18 protein-coding genes are annotated in these 14,813 nt (G+C 53.2%); 2 read left to right on the top strand and 16 right to left on the bottom strand.

From position 1 onward, the window contains the following. Window positions 1–42 precede the first annotated feature (42 nt). From DW947_RS11890 to DW947_RS11880, 3 genes are all read right to left on the bottom strand, one after another. Window positions 43–1,524: a DUF3868 domain-containing protein gene (locus tag DW947_RS11890; protein ID WP_004293544.1), complete on the bottom strand. Its 1,482-nt coding sequence runs from the start codon at window positions 1,522–1,524 to the stop codon at window positions 43–45. Between the two features lie 13 nt (window positions 1,525–1,537). Beyond that, window positions 1,538–2,113 (bottom strand): DUF3575 domain-containing protein, encoded by a 576-nt coding sequence (locus DW947_RS11885; protein WP_004293545.1) that lies wholly within the window; start codon window positions 2,111–2,113, stop codon window positions 1,538–1,540. Window positions 2,114–2,856: 743 nt separating this feature from the next. Further along, a complete protein-coding gene (locus DW947_RS11880) occupies window positions 2,857–4,065 on the bottom strand; it encodes a site-specific integrase (RefSeq protein ID WP_087393857.1) in 1,209 nt (402 codons plus the stop codon). 171 nt (window positions 4,066–4,236) lie between these two features. Between DW947_RS11880 and DW947_RS11875 the strand changes: the two genes are divergently transcribed. Beyond that, complete coding sequence (locus DW947_RS11875; protein ID WP_008672759.1) at window positions 4,237–4,563, top strand: hypothetical protein; 327 nt, start codon at window positions 4,237–4,239, stop codon at window positions 4,561–4,563. Window positions 4,564–4,695: 132 nt separating this feature from the next. Here DW947_RS11875 and DW947_RS11870 read toward each other — a convergent pair whose 3' ends face one another. The 13 genes from DW947_RS11870 to DW947_RS11815 form a co-directional block, all read right to left on the bottom strand. Beyond that, complete coding sequence (locus DW947_RS11870; protein ID WP_004293548.1) at window positions 4,696–5,295, bottom strand: DUF6549 family protein; 600 nt, start codon at window positions 5,293–5,295, stop codon at window positions 4,696–4,698. Next, window positions 5,288–5,494 carry a hypothetical protein gene (locus DW947_RS11865; protein WP_004293549.1) on the bottom strand — a complete coding sequence of 69 codons (207 nt, stop codon included), beginning with the start codon at window positions 5,492–5,494 and terminating at the stop codon, window positions 5,288–5,290. Before DW947_RS11865 ends, DW947_RS11870 begins: the two co-directional genes overlap by 8 nt. Before the next feature lie 22 nt (window positions 5,495–5,516). Then, complete coding sequence (locus DW947_RS11860; protein ID WP_004293550.1) at window positions 5,517–5,816, bottom strand: hypothetical protein; 300 nt, start codon at window positions 5,814–5,816, stop codon at window positions 5,517–5,519. A 4-nt stretch (window positions 5,817–5,820) separates the two neighbouring features. Next, window positions 5,821–5,979: a hypothetical protein gene (locus tag DW947_RS21625; protein ID WP_008672755.1), complete on the bottom strand. Its 159-nt coding sequence runs from the start codon at window positions 5,977–5,979 to the stop codon at window positions 5,821–5,823. Further along, a complete protein-coding gene (locus tag DW947_RS11855; protein ID WP_119958531.1) occupies window positions 5,960–6,481 on the bottom strand; it encodes a hypothetical protein in 522 nt (173 codons plus the stop codon). The genes DW947_RS21625 and DW947_RS11855 overlap by 20 nt, the downstream gene beginning before the upstream one ends. After that, complete coding sequence (locus DW947_RS11850) at window positions 6,450–6,809, bottom strand: hypothetical protein (RefSeq protein WP_009316565.1); 360 nt, start codon at window positions 6,807–6,809, stop codon at window positions 6,450–6,452. Before DW947_RS11850 ends, DW947_RS11855 begins: the two co-directional genes overlap by 32 nt. After that, complete coding sequence (locus DW947_RS11845; protein ID WP_008860772.1) at window positions 6,806–7,573, bottom strand: PolC-type DNA polymerase III; 768 nt, start codon at window positions 7,571–7,573, stop codon at window positions 6,806–6,808. The genes DW947_RS11850 and DW947_RS11845 overlap by 4 nt, the downstream gene beginning before the upstream one ends. A 6-nt stretch (window positions 7,574–7,579) precedes the next feature. Beyond that, window positions 7,580–9,688, bottom strand: coding sequence for a DNA polymerase III subunit alpha (locus DW947_RS11840; protein ID WP_119958530.1), 2,109 nt, complete (start codon window positions 9,686–9,688; stop codon window positions 7,580–7,582). Between the two features lie 72 nt (window positions 9,689–9,760). Beyond that, window positions 9,761–10,297 (bottom strand): HNH endonuclease, encoded by a 537-nt coding sequence (locus DW947_RS11835; RefSeq protein WP_004293555.1) that lies wholly within the window; start codon window positions 10,295–10,297, stop codon window positions 9,761–9,763. Next, window positions 10,297–10,839, bottom strand: coding sequence for an HNH endonuclease (locus DW947_RS11830; protein ID WP_004293556.1), 543 nt, complete (start codon window positions 10,837–10,839; stop codon window positions 10,297–10,299). Before DW947_RS11830 ends, DW947_RS11835 begins: the two co-directional genes overlap by 1 nt. After that, window positions 10,832–11,491, bottom strand: a complete 660-nt coding sequence (locus DW947_RS11825) for a DNA-methyltransferase (protein WP_232286939.1) — start codon at window positions 11,489–11,491, stop codon at window positions 10,832–10,834. Before DW947_RS11825 ends, DW947_RS11830 begins: the two co-directional genes overlap by 8 nt. Before the next feature lie 73 nt (window positions 11,492–11,564). Beyond that, window positions 11,565–13,322 carry a PHP domain-containing protein gene (locus DW947_RS11820; protein ID WP_119958529.1) on the bottom strand — a complete coding sequence of 586 codons (1,758 nt, stop codon included), beginning with the start codon at window positions 13,320–13,322 and terminating at the stop codon, window positions 11,565–11,567. Then, the gene (locus DW947_RS11815) at window positions 13,319–14,359 is read right to left on the bottom strand and encodes a toprim domain-containing protein (RefSeq protein ID WP_119958539.1); all 1,041 of its coding nucleotides are present in this window, start codon (window positions 14,357–14,359) and stop codon (window positions 13,319–13,321) included. The genes DW947_RS11820 and DW947_RS11815 overlap by 4 nt, the downstream gene beginning before the upstream one ends. Before the next feature lie 62 nt (window positions 14,360–14,421). Here DW947_RS11815 and DW947_RS21445 point away from each other — a divergent pair, with 62 nt between their 5' ends. Further along, window positions 14,422–14,631 carry a hypothetical protein gene (locus tag DW947_RS21445; RefSeq protein WP_133303608.1) on the top strand — a complete coding sequence of 70 codons (210 nt, stop codon included), beginning with the start codon at window positions 14,422–14,424 and terminating at the stop codon, window positions 14,629–14,631. The last annotated feature ends 182 nt before the right edge of the window (window positions 14,632–14,813 follow it).

The following is a 14,813-nucleotide window of genomic DNA, read 5'->3' as shown; positions in this document are numbered from 1 at the left end:
TTAGTAAAAAGGTTTTTATAACTTCTCGCTTATGGATTTTGTCTACAACTGGTCGATGACCTGCCGCACCTCTTCGAGGTTATGCCGGGCAGTCGCGGAGCCTGCCTCCGAAGCACGGCGGAACACATCCTCCGCCTTGTCGTATTGTCCGGCCCCGGCGTATGCCACACCGAGGGTGGAGAGCAGTTCTGCCGACCGCGCGGTGACTTCCGATTTCTCGAGCAGCTCCACCGCCTTGGCATACTCCTCACGGGAGATGGCGTTCACGGCATTCTCATTGAGTGCGGAGGGCGAAGCGGGGAAATAGCGTAAGGCGGTGGCCATCACCTTGTCGTACCCGGGCGTGCCTTTCCCGTAGGAATCGGCCACCTTGTACATTTCCGACAGGCTCAGGAGGTCGGGACGCTCATCGACCATGCGGCGAGCCTCTTCGAGGTTAAAGTTGCGCACGTTGTACTCGATGCGGTACTCGTTGCGGCGCAACGCGGGGTATATCTCGGTGAGCAGCCTGTGGTAAATGGTCGGCGGCACGAGTTTCTGGAGTTGCAGCTCGCAGAAATCCCGTTCGTCGGGGTAACGTTCGATGATTTCATATACCTCGTCGCGTTTCAGCAGGTTCGGGAAGTCGCCGAGCACACGGACGAAACCTTCCCAGTCCTCACCCTTCCAGTCCACGTGGAGCATCTCGGGAGCGATAGCGTCGTAACGGCGGATATAGTCGGCCAGCGCCTTGGCGCGGTTCTCGGACAAGGCCATATTGTGCGCCATGCTGCCTTCGGGAGAAGCGTAACCGGTGATGTAGATACCGATAATCCTGACGTCGGTATTTTTCTTTACCAGCTCGATGGAGTTGGAAACGGTGTCCAGTTCGGCACGGTTGTTCTTGAATCCGGGCAATATATTATAACTGTCCTGCCGGAACTGCAGCCGGGCGGTGCGGGTTTCGGCACGCACTTTCACGGGTTCAGGTTCAGGGGCTATGCTGTCGAGCTTGTAATCGGGGACATAGGCAGGAAGTATGCCCGCCCACAAGGACTGCTCCGCCTTGCCCTTGTCGCAGTTCACGCAGCCGTGTACCTCTTCGCGGATTTTGATCCGCCCGTCGAGCATCCAACGCTCGTAGGGCACGGTGGCCGCATAATCGTAATGCTGCCCCTTGCTGCTGTGGCGTATGATTACCTGTGCGGAATCATTGTGGAAAGGGGGAAGCTCCACGCTTTCGAGCCGCTGCGCCCGCAAGTAAACCTTGTGGCGGGTCTTGCCATCGATGACTATCGGGGGAAAGGTCACCTCGCGGCTACTGTCCGCCGACATGAGTACGGGTGTCAGTGCTACGGTGTGCTGCGTACGGATTTTCGCCTTGCTCAAATCGACGGACATCGTCAGCTCTACCGTGCGGCCCTGCTTGACGACCCCTCCCTGACGAATCCCGATCAGAGGCAAGTAACTGGTTTCGTTCTCGGCATGCAACATCATGGGACAACATGCCAATATCAGCAATAATAGGATGTATATGCGTCTCATAGTCATTTTCTTGTTATTTGATTATATATATCAGGGAGATGCCCGCCTTGGTCGGGCCGAAATAATGCTTGTCCTTGTTGCCCTTGAACTTGCCGCAAGTGGCACACTCGTACTTATCGTATTGCGTGTAGATGTAACCCAGACCGATCGTGGCTTCGAGGTTCCAGCGTTTGCCTAAAATCCATGAGTAGCCATACGACAATCCGAGACCCGTAGCCCAGCCCTGATAACGGTGATCCTTCGTGGACTTGCTTTGGAACGGGATTCTCACGCCACTGATGTTGTAGAACGCGTAACCGCTGTGCAGGCCGAAGAAATGGCCGTTATAGCGTTCGCAGAGCCAGTAACGGAACTCCGGCATTACCATCCAGTGTTTGATTTTCTTGTTCTTGTCCTTATTCAGCGTCCACGGGTTGTAGGCGCCCGTGAGGTCGAGGGTCGTGCGTTTGCCCAGCCCAAATTCCAGACTCAAGTTGGGCGTGGTACTTGACCAATACAATAGATTGGTCTTTACTGCGATATCCTGCGCTTTGACAGTGCCCGTGCACCAACAAACCGCAAGAAAAACACCGAAGATCAATTTTTTCATATTTTCCTTATTCTTGTTATCTCATTCGGGCCGGAAAACCGGCACGTCAACTCCCAAACCAATACTTCTCTCCGAAAGAGAAGTATTTGACGGTGCAAATATACGTATTTTATTGATTATAACGGCATAAACAGCTTGTTTTTTAAGTCTCAATCCGAGTTCTAAACCGGTTCTACTTCAATGAATGTTAAGCATTCCCAGTCGCTCGAACCGAACATAATCTGTTTTTCAGCCACTTATCATCAATGTTATACGCTACCACTTCTCTTTCGGAGAGAAACGGGCAAATACTCAACAGTTTATCGCCTTGGCGGGATTTTCCCGCACTATTTCAACGACTTGTTTTTTAAACTCCAATGGTTGCTCTCTGAAGTTTGGCAAAACATTTTTTCGGTTGCATGATTCCTGTCAAATCATTCCGTCTCCTGTCTGTCTCTTTTTAAGAAAAATACCGTTCAGGAAAAGACCTGGTTTTCTACTGTTTATTTTTTGAACGGTAATTTTTACTAAACAAATCGCAAATGCCCGCTTAACGGCTCATCTGTTTTTTCATTCTGACGGACAATAAATTTCGTTAATCGTGAAGCGCTTATTTGATTTTTGCGTATCTTTGCACTTGCAAAATACTTCTCTTAAAAAGAGATGTTTTAAATTGCACAACTTTTCAGTTTCTATAGCCATTTTCCGAATGGCTTTTTTGCTGTCCGTACGGTGTGCGGGTATTATGCAAATCTTTCTCCCGATTACAGTGATTTTAGAATAAGGCTGTTGGCCTTGTCCACGACCGATGTGTCTAATGAGGCAAGGTAGATACGCGTGGTATTCTCCGAATCGTGTCCCATCGCTTCGCTGATGGTGGAAATCGGAATGTTCTTGCTCTTTGCGATGGAAGCCCAGGCGTGGCGCGCGACATAGCTTGTCAGCGGTATGGCAAGCCCTAACTGCCGGCCTATTTTTTTCAGTTTGTCATTGACAAGATGGGCGGCGTTCTTGTATTGCTTTCGGGCATCCGTATCCATATCCCGGATGATCGGCAGCAGATAAGGAGTCGCGGACGTATCGTACTTGCCGACAATCTCCTGCATGGGTTTCTCCCACTTGATAAAAAGCTGCTGTCCCGTCTTCTGGCGGCGATAGACCAGAACTCCGTTCTGCAAATCCTTCTTTTTCAGGTAAGCCATATCCACAAATGCCATTCCCCGGGTGTAGAATGAAAACATGAACAGATCTCTCGCATAATCCAGCACAGGACTGAGCGTCAGGTCCAGATCCCGTATCCGGCGGATTACTTTCAGCGGGACGGCACGTTTCACTGTTTTGTCCACGCCCGTATAGACATGTTTGAAGGGATAGCGCTGCACGGTCAGTTCCCTTTCCACCGCACGGTTATAGATGGCGCGCAGGTTGCGCATGTAAAAAGAGGAGGAGTTCGGGCAGACATTGATGCCTTTCAGAAAGGTCTCGTATTCCACCATCAGGTTGGAGTCCACTTCCTCGAACAGCAGGTCCCGTTCGCCCCGGAAACGCAAAAAACTGTTCAAGGCGGTCGTATATGTTTCGGCCGTGCGCCTTTTGCCTATCTTTTTCAGTTCCTGTATGAGTTGTCGTGCAAAGGAAAGGAAACCGCCACAGTCGGCCGGAGAGGAGAACACTTCCACCACCTTGTCGGCGGTATATCCCGTGTCGGAACGTTCGAGCCGTGCGATGACGCTCCGGAGCCGGGACAGGTCGTCTGCTATGGCGGTCTTCATGGAGAGCAGGTAATTCCTGCGTCCCTCTTCTGTGCCGGAAGCCACCACGACCTCGGAAATGCCGGCATCCCATTCCGAAGGAAAAAGCCTGTAGCCGGTATGCACTTGTCTTACCAGACGGTTGTGAATCACTTGATAGTAGAGCGAGCCTTCCTTCATCTCGACGGAAGAGGCCCGGAATTTAACTTTTACTGTTGCCATATTACTTAATTTTCAATGATTGATATTCTGTCATTAAAGAATATGGCAAACAGTCTGGCAAGGATGTAGTCCGGAAAAATATTACTATAATAATGTTTCTCAATCGTAAAATGAGAGAAAATCCACCTTGCTTAACATTTCTTTACTTCGATATGGCGGAGACATGAAAGAATGTCATTATTGCACGGAACGGAAGAGGTGCGCGCACTGCATGCCTCTACCTGTTATGGAATGGAAAGATATAGAAATGGTGCGCTTGATGAAACGGAAAGCCGGTCCCGCCAATCTTCATTTAATATCCGGACATGGCCGGATAAGTCATCGGTAATGCAGAATTGTTGCAATGTTTCCTGTTCGGCGCAGGCTGCCGGAAACAACCGTATAGCTGTACAGATGGCAGGATTTACCGGCACAATGGGTCTGGCGGATGTCAAATCTGTGGATTGGATGGTTTTCCAAACTACTGTTCTGGACCAGGCCCACTCGTGCCCGTTATAAATGGCCATATCAGGCAACGGGCTAAAATATTCCGGACCGGGATGTATCTGAAACCATCATTTGAGATACATCCCGGTCCGGAGTAAATGTCGCTTCAATCAACACACCCTATCCAACGCTTGCAGTCCACCATCATTTTTTGTCTATCTTTATATATTCCGAATACCTGATTTCCACATACGGGTTGTTGCTGGATATGGTCTGACGGATAGCTTTGACCCTCTTCCAGAACCACCATCCCTTGTATTCCACCCATACAGCCTGGTTAAGCGTCACGGGTATCTTTATGTCACCTTTGAGACGGTTCTCTTCAATCAGTCCGCTAAAATGTATATGCGGCGTGACCATCTCCACTTTCTGCCGCAGTAGCGGGACGGTATCACGGACAATGAGCGTGTCGCGGACGGCGGCGTCTATCGGTGCTTTCACCTCGACCTCATGCCGGGCCGCCGCTTCGAGATTCCTGATTTTCACGCCGAGCCGCCTGATGGTTTCGGCATCTTCGGCACGGAACTCCTCATACTCGTCTATGGTCAGCCGCAGTGCCTTGGCATCGAGGGCCATCGTCGCTGAATCGGTCCGCATCCGCTTCACATCGGAAAGCAGGGCTGTGCTGTTCATGCGGAAACGGTCGCGTTCTTCCGTGAGGCGTATTGTCCACCGGTGCTGCAACCAGAGGATGCCGCCGAGCAGCAGCACGGTTATCAGAAGTGTTTTGTCCAGCCTATTCATATGTCACGGATTTTTCGGGAATGAACCAGACAAACTCATCCATGTAGGCCTCTTCCAACAGAACCAGCCCGCCCTTGTTTTTCCTGTCTTCACCGGACAGGTCCTCCACGACCAGCCCTCTCCGGCCGGCCAGTCCGCCAAGCTTCATGCGGGAAAGTTCCGGAGAAGCGATGATTTTCACATAAGTATTCTTTGTCATAACCGGCAGTTTAAAAATCGGGTTATTTATGCAGGTTCTGGCATTTCAGCAGCTCCCGGATGTCGGCCCGGATCTCGTGCAGGTCATTCTGCACCGTGTTGAGCTGCATCATGGTCGCCTCGAACACGGACTTGTCCAGCTTCATGGCGTTGATGCGGTCATACTGGTTCTTGATTTCCACTTCCAAACCGATACATTTGGTCTCCAGTTCTGCAATCTGGGCCGTGTTGTTCACATGCTGTATGTACAGTGTCAGCGAGAACGAAAGTACCACGACGATAATCTTGAAGTACTTCACTACAAATTCCTTGAATTGTTCCATATCATTATTCCATTAAAAGTGAGAATGCCTCCCTGATGGCCCTTATCAGAACCTCAGCCGCCGCGCTGTCCCGGAATCCGTAGATGACCAGCGCGACCATTATCACCAGATATATCCACCAGGCAATTTCTTCCCTGGTGACTTTATGTTTCCTTTTCACCATCTGTCATAGGGTTTTGGGGTACGATCACATTGAAGATGACATTGCCGTCACTGCCCTCGATACGCAGGCGGTTCTCCTCCTTGTGCCTGATGGGGAAGATATCCATCAGCGCCTTGGCGGCATTGACCGACACGGCCCTGAGCGGTGCCGGAGAGAGCGGCACACCGAAACGGTCTGTATAGTCCGAAGTGGCCGTCTCGTCCATGATTGCCTTGAGAGTCTCGGTCACCTGCAGCTTTACAGCCATCGTCTCCATCTCGAACCGTTCCGAGGAGAGCAATGCCTTGATATGTGCCAGCACATGCGGTTTGTTCATCAGGTAATTGGCCGAAGCATACGGGTTCTTCACCGTATCCTCACCGAATACCTCCACAAAGCATTTTTTCGGCCGTCCGGCATATTCCAGCCCGCCGTTCACATAGAGGTTGCAGAATTGCAGCTCCTGCTCCGTGAGCGGTTTCTCTTCCGGCCTATCCTGCGTGTTCGTTATCTTGTCTGACATCGGTTCTTCCTTCCTTTTCTGAAAGAGTAGCGGGTTTGTATCCCGGAGGTTTTACAAAATCCGCCTTTTCATTGAGCAACTGCTCCATTAATGCGTCATAGAATACCTGGGCCAACGCATCGGCACACGCCTCCGCATCCGCTAGCGAGTTGATGAGCCGCAGGTTGAACTTGATTTCCAGGTCGTAGCCCGATATGAACGCCATCAGTTCGTTCCCGTCATAGCCCAGCGCCCCGTAGGTCATCCGGTCCGCCGTACGGAATGTAATGGTCTCGGGAATCTGTTCCCGGTCAATGCCTTGGGCTTCCTTATTCGTGTCCATACTCATATCTTGAAATATTTACGGGTTTTCTCTTTCTTCTGTGTAGCGATTGCCGCCCCTTCCGTCTGGCGCAGACGGGAGGTATAGACCCCCAGGATGTCGAGCGTGGCCGTCACATCCGCAGCCGCATCGTGGGCATCGTCCAGTTCCACCCCCAATTTTGAGGCTACCAGTTCCAGTTTATACGAAGTAACCTCCGGATCAGCGGCAAAAGCCAACCGTCCCATGACAAGCGTGTCGATGTAGTGCGGCTGGAAGTTGCCGTAATAGTCCTTGGTACCGGAAAAGGTCTTTTCAAACTCGGCGGCCAGTCCGGCATAGTTCATCAGCTGTTGCAGGAATCCGATATCGAAAGCGATGTTCTGTCCGACCAGCACGGGCTTGCACTGATAGCCCTTCGAGAGGGTGCTGCGTTTGGCGAAGGCGATGACTTCTCCGGCGACTTTCTTCATGTCCACACCCTGTGTGCGCAGCATCTCCATGGTAATGGCGGAATAGTCCAATGCCGTCTGTTCGTACTTCATCGGGACATATTCCGGTTCTTTCGCCTGTTCATGGCGGGTACGCAACACCTTGCGTCGGGGAAGCCCCGCGTCCTGTTTCCCGTAGGGGGCGATATACGCCTGATAGCGGTCGAATACCTGCCATGTGTCGAAACGGACGGCTTGCAGGGCGATCTGTGTACAGGCGCATTCACGGCAGTCCAGCCCTCCGGTCTCGAAGTCCAGCCCGATGCCTACATATATCTTCTGTTCTGTCTTGGGTGCCATATCTTTTCAGGATTGAATGAATAACAATGAGTTCCTATAGGTCTGTAATGTATTGCATCCGTTGTAGTCGCTGTAACGGATGACGGCAGTGAGGATGACCACCCGGTCTTTGAGCGACTGGATCACGGTGTGGTGTTCCATGTAATAGTCGTTCCAGCATACACATTCCGCCAGACGGTTGTTCTGGGAGAGTGTCAGCTTGGCGAAACGCTTCCGGCTTCCCGTCTCCCTGTCCTTGTAGGTATGTTCGGTTACATCCACCACCGTGGCGCAGACAGTCGCACGCCTGCCGTCGTTCTCGTCCCGTGCCACCTCGTCCAGGGTCAGGTAAGAGGCTTTTCCCTTGACCTGCCTGCGGGCTTCCGAATTGTTGAAGATGCGGCGATAATCGATGCTGCCTATGCCCGACACGGCAATCTGCTGCTGCGACCAGAAGAAATGCCGCCCGCGCATGTCCTGCGGGAAGTCTTTTTCAGAAAGGGAGAATCCCAGTTCCCGTGCTGCGCGTTCGAGCAGCGCGCAGCGTTCGGTAACCGCCCCGACTTTTTCGATACGGTCGAAGCATCCGGCAAGGATCATGTGCTTGACATGCCGGGCGTTCACGGGGACTTTCACGGCCTCTTCCGCGTTGTCGGGGTCGTCCCAGTAACTGTATTTCTTGAGTTTGTAACGGAATATGCGGTGGATGAAGTTCTCGATACCGGTATATGCCCCGCCCCGGTCGCGTTCCGTGACGATGTATTCCACTGTCTTGACACCGACCTGTTTGATACGGGTAAGCGACCAGAAGATTTCATCGGTGGCATAGTCGGTGAAGAACTCCGTCCCGGAGCGGTTGATGTCCGGCGGCACGATCTTGGCCGACGAGCAGCGTTCCATCTCCGCCATCAACGAAGGAATCTCCTTGTCGTCCGCCCATTGCAATGCCACCGTGTAGAATGCCGAGGGGTAATTGGCCTTGAGCCATGCCCCGCAATAGGCTGTAAGGGCGTATGCCGCGGCATGGGAACGGTTGAACGAATATTTCCCGGCTACCTCTATCTTGTGCCAGATTTCCTCCGCCTCATAGTCCGGGCATCCGTTCCCGACGGCTCCGGCAATGAAATCCGCCTTCAGCGTGGCCATCAGGTCGGCTTTCTTCTTTCCTATGGCCTTGCGCAGGAGGTCGGTCTTCCCGAGGTCGAATCCCCCGAGCGTATGGGCGACGGACATGAACTGCTCCTGGTAGACCATGATTCCGAAAGTGTTCTTCGTCGCTTCATAACAGCCGTAGTTATAGACCGGGGCCACCTCGCCACGCCTGAAACGGACATAATCATCGGTGGCGCCGATGTCGAGCGTGGCGGGGCGGTACAGGGCATTGACGGCGATCAGGTCCTCGATACACTCCGGCTGTACATCCTGGATAAACCGGGTAATGCCCGGTGAAGAGAACTGGAACACATTCTGCGTGTTACCGTCCGAGAGCAGCCGGTAGGTCTTCCCGTCTTCCAGCATATCCTGCGTGATACGCCCGATGGTGAGTTCCTGCCCGAAATTCCGGTTGACCAACGCGATGACGGCACTCAGTTTGGCAAGTTCCTTTGTCGCCAGCACATCCTCCTTCAACAATCCGATCTCATCGACCGAATAGCCGTCGAACTCCGATACCAGTGCCCCGTCCATCTTGCGGACCGGCAGGAAATCGAAGCATTCGGCGGGCCTGCCGTCCCGCGTGTCCGGTGTGACAACGATGGCCGAGGCGTGTATGGAGGCCGCTTTGGGCTGTCCGAGCAATCCTTGCACGTCCTCGATGACCAGCGGATAGGTCTGGATAAAGTCCCGAAGTTTTCTGTTGGAGGCAGCCTGTCTGAACAGTCCTGTCCAGTCCGTGCCGTCATCTATCATGGCGGTAATATAGTTCACGATGGAGTGAGGCACGCGGTGTACGCGTGCCACGTCCTTCAAGGCGGCTTTCAGTTTCATCGTGGTAAAGGTGCCGGCGGAAAAGACACGCTGGCGGCCGTCCGCGTTGTACCGTTCTTCCAGGTAATCCTTGATCTCCTGCCGCCGGTCGGAGGCATAGTCGACATCTATATCCGCCTTACGGGAGGGCGGAATGTCCGCCCTCCACAAGTCCTTTCCCCACGAACGAATCCATTACGGTGAATGCTTCATTCGCTTTTTTAATTGTTACGTTTGTCACTTTCATTTTTTATACTTTTTATAGTGGACGATATCGCATATCGTCTGTTTGCAAACCTTGAATTGTTCAGCCAGTTCATTTTGCATGACTCCCGACCGGTGTAACCGCCTGATATGATCCGCTTGTTCATTTGTCAGTTTGGCGTTCACACTGTTCTCTCCATAATCATCCCTGAGTTTATGCACCATAGAATGCATGACGTTTTCTTGCCTGGTACACATTTCCAGGTTGTCACTTCGATTATTGTGCTTATTGCCATCCTTATGATTAACCTCCTTTGCCGCATTCCAATCATCAAGAAAATGTTCTGCGACAAGTCTATGGATTAATTTTTTACATATTTTTCCGTCAGAGGCCAAAGAAACATTGTAATACGGGGATGTACCCCCGACCCACGGTTTGATGATTTGTCCGTTCCTCCAATATTGGGATGTGGCATTACGGACATATCTTCCGACACTTCTAATTCTACCGCAGGAGCTTACTTGATAAATTCCCTCGTAATGATGAATATCTTTCCAAATTTCTTCCTCGTCCATTATCGTATATATTTCTTGTATCGTATTATCGCGCTTACCGTCTGGCGGCTGACGCCGTACTGTTTTGCCAGGCTGTTCTGGGAAGCCTGGCCGGAAGAATATCTCACCCGTATCTCTTCCGCCTGCCCGTTGGTCAGTTTGGCATTCACGCTTTTTTCGCCGTAATCCCGTTTGAGGCCACCCGCTATGGCATGTTCCATATTCCGCTGGTGCGTACACATCTCCAGGTTATCCGCACGGTTGTTGTCGCGGTTCCCGTCGATATGGTTCACCTCCAGTCCCGGATTCCAGTCGGGCAGGAAATGCTGTGCTACCAGACGGTGCACGGAGAACTTCTTCCCGACACCGCCCTTGTAGAGCCGGACACAGTCATAGAGCGAAGTCGTCCCGCACCAATGGCACATAATGCGTTCGGGTTGTATCCAGGTAATGCCGTCATGCGAAACCTGCCGTTCCAGACTCTTGACACGCCCGAGGTTGCTGATCCTGTACTTTCCTTCATAGTTCTTGATATCCACCCAGATTTCCCGGGTGTCAGCCATGGGTTATACGGTTTAGTGCTGTCTGAAAAATTTCCCGGTCTATCTCCACGCCGACGAACCGGCGTCCCGTATTCCGGCAGGCCACGGCCGTGCTGCCGCTGCCCATCGCAAAGTCGAGGACGATGTCCCCTTCATCGGTGTAGGTGCGTATCAGGTATTCCAGCAGGGCGACAGGTTTCTGTGTCGCGTGCAGGCAGGAGCGTTGCTTGTCGGTCTTGAACTTCAGCACGCTGCGCGGATAGCGTTCCGTGGATATGTAATCCCGGAAATTGTCGTGCTTCCGGTATATCTCGCCGGCATCGCATTTCCGCTGGTGTTCGGCCATCACGACCTTGCGCCTGTGCCCGTCCGTCTTGATCGGATGATACTTCGGCAACCTGTCGTAGAAGACCAGAATGTCCTCGTGCGCCTTCATCGGCATACGCCCGGCATTCAGGAAGCCTGTCGCCTGCGTCTTCTCCCATACCCAGGCATACCGCAGCCTGCGGAGATTGGAACTGCCCAGCAGGCTCGTAAAAGGATGCTGGCAGAACAGCAGTACGGGAGTGTCGGGCCTGGATATGCCCTGTACGGCATTCCACATCCCGGGGATGTCTATCACGGCATCCCACCGGCAGTGTGTCGTACCGTATGGAGGGTCTGACAATACCATGTCGGCGGTGATGCCTTCTTCAGCCAGCAGGGGCAGCACATCGAGCGCATCGCCCCGGTAAAGGTCGCAACCGTCATAGGGACGGTGGTGTTCGTAGGTCGGATTCATGGGTTTCGGGTTCCTTTAAGTTCCACAAGCAATCTCGGCGGTCAAAAAGGATTTCGTCGCCACTTATCAATTCATCCGCGTATATCGTCCGCTCTTCTCCGTTACGGATTACCCGCATCCGGGCATCCGTGCACAGACGGTAAGTCTTGCCTTCGGATTCCATCTCCACATAGCGTTCGCCCTTGCCGAGTGTGATGTCCGGGGCAAGCACCGTCAGCTCGTCTTTCCAGCTGAGCCCGCAACGTTCCGGCACGAGGAAGCGCGAGAAGATAAGGCCGTATTTCAGCGGGTCGATGGAGGTTATGCCAAGCAGGTAGGAAACCAGCGAGCCCCCGGCGGAACCGCGACCTATACCGGTTGCGATGCCTCTCCGGTGTGCCTCCCGCACCATATCCCACTGCACCAGGAAATAGTCCACGTTGTCGGTCGATTCAATGATATAGACTTCCTCGTCCAGCCGTTCCCGATAGCGTTCCCGCTCCGGTTCCGGCACTTTCCGGTCCAGCCCGTCGTCCAACAGCCGGAGGAACATCGTACGGCGGTCGCCATACCGTTCCCGCTCTTGTGGCCGCATACGGTATTCCGGCATGAACATGCGCCCGGTCTCGAATGAGGCGTCCGCACGTCCGGCAATCTCCACCGTGGGGCGGCACATGCGCCTGAATAGGGAGTCGAAGTCCCATTGCCCGGAGAACAGCGGACGGAGCGTGTCGTACAGTTCATCCGCTGTCTTGAAATACTGGTCATCGCTTTGTTCATGGGCGGCTCCCGTGGCAATCTTGTTCACCACGATTCTGTACCCGGCATCGTCCTTGTCCATGTAGTAGCAGTCCGGAATCAGGGCCGGTTCTACTGTAAATGAATCCGTACCGGCATCATAGCAGTTGTCGAAGTAGTATTTCAGGGCTTCCAGTTGCCCCCTGTCGATGCGGTCCGCCTTGTACTCGTTGGCGTCGATTTGGTAATAGACCGCTTCGGCACCTTTCCGGATACGCTCCACCTGTCTGGGGTGTCCGGCCACCCAGTAGACGGAACGGGTGGCGAAAACCACCACACAACCTGCGGCATACATCAGCAGCTGTTCATGGCGGAGGGTGTTGTCTTCCGAATCGACCATGACAGCCCGCTGGATGCGGAGCAGGTTATGCAGCCCCTCCTTATTCAAGGCATAAATCTTCAGCCCGACACGTTCTTCCTCATGTATCATTGTCAGCGAGTAGCCGAATATATGTTTCAGCCCGGCATTGGCGCACTCCTTCTGAAGGTTCAGCGTGGCGGCCATCGTGTTACGGTCGCAGATGCCGACAGCCGTATGCCCGAGCCATTTCGCCTTGCGGCACAAATCCTCCGGCGAGCCGCAGGCGTTCAGCAGTTCGTAGGAGGTATGGACGCCGAGGTTCACGAAAGGTATATCGTGTACCGGAGGCTTGGGCCGGCCGACATATTTCAGCAGGCTGAAACGGAACTCTTCCCGCAGGTCATAGTAGTACCAGTTCCTGCCGAACGGGAAGGCCACATGGAAGATTCCTTCTTCCATCAGCACGTCCGGACTTTCCATCAGGTTGAACACGGGCCTGTCCCCGTCGCCGCGGAAGATGGATTCCACACCCGACAGGTCGGCCATGAAAAGCCGTCCAAAGCCGGGAATGTCCACCACTTCCGTATCGACCGGGATATAGGTTATCCGTTGTGCATCGAGCCATGAGAGAAGTTCCTGTATCATCTTTCCTGTACTTTTTTGAGTTTGTATTCAAGGACGGACAGCAGGCCGCAGGCGAAAATCCCGTAGATTTCCGGTTCCGTGAGTTCGTCCCAGTCTTTGGCGGCATCGGCGATGTCCGCGATGAAAACCTCGAAATAGGGTTTCAGCCGTTCCGCCGTCCGCTTTACCGACTCGACGGCATCGCCGTCGTAGCCGATGACTACGGTTCTCACGCCTTTCGATTGCAGCTTGTAGATCTGGACATCGGAGATTTTCTTTCCGAAGGTGGCCACGGCTGCGACATGGGAATTGTCATAAAGCTCGAGTCCGCGGGTCAGGGCGATGACATCGAAAATCCCTTCCGCGAGGATGACCGTGTCGGTTTCGTCCACTCGGACGGCATCGTAGTTATAGAGGAGCTTGGAAAAGTCGTTTTCCGTGGAGTTCCGGTAACGCAGGATCTTGTACCCGCCGCTATGCCTGGCCTTGCGGTTGTGCGCGTCTATATCCTCTTTCGGCCAGGTATGTCGGGAGACATAGCCGACAACCGTACAGTCATCGATGACCGGAAAGACGACATAGTCCGCGTAGCGCGGGTTGAGCCTGCCGGTCATCCCGACCGGGAAATACTCGTAATCGTCGAAACGGAAGCCGCGCCGCTGCAAATACGGATGCCGGAAAGTGCGCTTGTAAAAGTCCGGCAATTCGACCGGCACCAGTCCGTCGTCTATCTCTTCCGCCTCGTCCTCCTCCAGCAGGTGCAGGTTCAACGGTGCGGCGATGTCGGCTGTCTGCGAGACCATCAGGTCCATGCGGCCGATAGCCGCCAGAAGTTGCTCCAATGTACGGGTGGATGCCCCGCAGGAGAAGCAGTGGGCCATGAAAGGCCGGCGGTGGGCAGTCTCCTTGCCGATGTAGATACCGAACTTACCGCCCGACTTTCCGCAGAACGGGCAGCATGGAACGATAAGGTTCTTACCGCTCCCGTCCCGTTTGGCACCCGTCTCGCGGGTTATCTCCGAAACCAGATATTGATATTCCTGTACAGACAGTTCCATATAAAAGGTATAGCTGCAGTACAAGGGCTAAAGTTTAAAAACGCCTCATAAATTTCATTGTTTTGATACGCTTTCTCAAGGTGGAAATGGGTATCGCACACTGCCGCGACAAGAGAGGGAGCCTCTATGCCTTAAAAAGCAGGACGAAAACCTGCCCATGTGTCGTGGCAGGCGCTGGTGCGGATAACAAGGAGGTCAATGGGAACAGGCCTTCTCCCGGACAGAGGTTCATGGCAGGATACCGCGAACTTATCCGGCGAAAAAGGATATAATAGAGGAAATTCCCATGCATTATCGAAAAAATCTGTACAATAAGAACCTGTCGGCAGACTCTGCACGAAAGGGCGGAAAAAAGCCCGGCAAGATTTCACGTCTGCCCCAAGGACATACAGACTGTACCGGAATGCGAAAAGACCTCGGGGAGATTCCATGAGTGGCTCTTTCCATGATTTTT

It is taken from the genome of Bacteroides sp. AM44-19 (assembly GCF_003603395.1).
Taxonomy (GTDB): domain Bacteria; phylum Bacteroidota; class Bacteroidia; order Bacteroidales; family Bacteroidaceae; genus Bacteroides; species Bacteroides uniformis.
This window is presented reverse-complemented; position numbering and strand designations above follow the sequence as displayed.

What these genes read in the sequence shown, in the direction of transcription:
- DW947_RS11890 (WP_004293544.1), bottom strand. Translation starts at nt 1,524, where the DNA reads ATGAGACGCATATACATCCTATTATTGCTGATATTGGCATGTTGTCCC.
- DW947_RS11885 (WP_004293545.1), bottom strand. Translation starts at nt 2,113, where the DNA reads ATGAAAAAATTGATCTTCGGTGTTTTTCTTGCGGTTTGTTGGTGCACG.
- DW947_RS11880 (WP_087393857.1), bottom strand. Translation starts at nt 4,065, where the DNA reads ATGGCAACAGTAAAAGTTAAATTCCGGGCCTCTTCCGTCGAGATGAAG.
- DW947_RS11875 (WP_008672759.1), top strand. Translation starts at nt 4,237, where the DNA reads ATGTCATTATTGCACGGAACGGAAGAGGTGCGCGCACTGCATGCCTCT.
- DW947_RS11870 (WP_004293548.1), bottom strand. Translation starts at nt 5,295, where the DNA reads ATGAATAGGCTGGACAAAACACTTCTGATAACCGTGCTGCTGCTCGGC.
- DW947_RS11865 (WP_004293549.1), bottom strand. Translation starts at nt 5,494, where the DNA reads ATGACAAAGAATACTTATGTGAAAATCATCGCTTCTCCGGAACTTTCC.
- DW947_RS11860 (WP_004293550.1), bottom strand. Translation starts at nt 5,816, where the DNA reads ATGGAACAATTCAAGGAATTTGTAGTGAAGTACTTCAAGATTATCGTC.
- DW947_RS21625 (WP_008672755.1), bottom strand. Translation starts at nt 5,979, where the DNA reads ATGGTGAAAAGGAAACATAAAGTCACCAGGGAAGAAATTGCCTGGTGG.
- DW947_RS11855 (WP_119958531.1), bottom strand. Translation starts at nt 6,481, where the DNA reads ATGTCAGACAAGATAACGAACACGCAGGATAGGCCGGAAGAGAAACCG.
- DW947_RS11850 (WP_009316565.1), bottom strand. Translation starts at nt 6,809, where the DNA reads ATGAGTATGGACACGAATAAGGAAGCCCAAGGCATTGACCGGGAACAG.
- DW947_RS11845 (WP_008860772.1), bottom strand. Translation starts at nt 7,573, where the DNA reads ATGGCACCCAAGACAGAACAGAAGATATATGTAGGCATCGGGCTGGAC.
- DW947_RS11835 (WP_004293555.1), bottom strand. Translation starts at nt 10,297, where the DNA reads ATGGACGAGGAAGAAATTTGGAAAGATATTCATCATTACGAGGGAATT.
- DW947_RS11830 (WP_004293556.1), bottom strand. Translation starts at nt 10,839, where the DNA reads ATGGCTGACACCCGGGAAATCTGGGTGGATATCAAGAACTATGAAGGA.
- DW947_RS11825 (WP_232286939.1), bottom strand. Translation starts at nt 11,491, where the DNA reads ATGGTATTGTCAGACCCTCCATACGGTACGACACACTGCCGGTGGGAT.
- DW947_RS11820 (WP_119958529.1), bottom strand. Translation starts at nt 13,322, where the DNA reads ATGATACAGGAACTTCTCTCATGGCTCGATGCACAACGGATAACCTAT.
- DW947_RS11815 (WP_119958539.1), bottom strand. Translation starts at nt 14,359, where the DNA reads ATGGAACTGTCTGTACAGGAATATCAATATCTGGTTTCGGAGATAACC.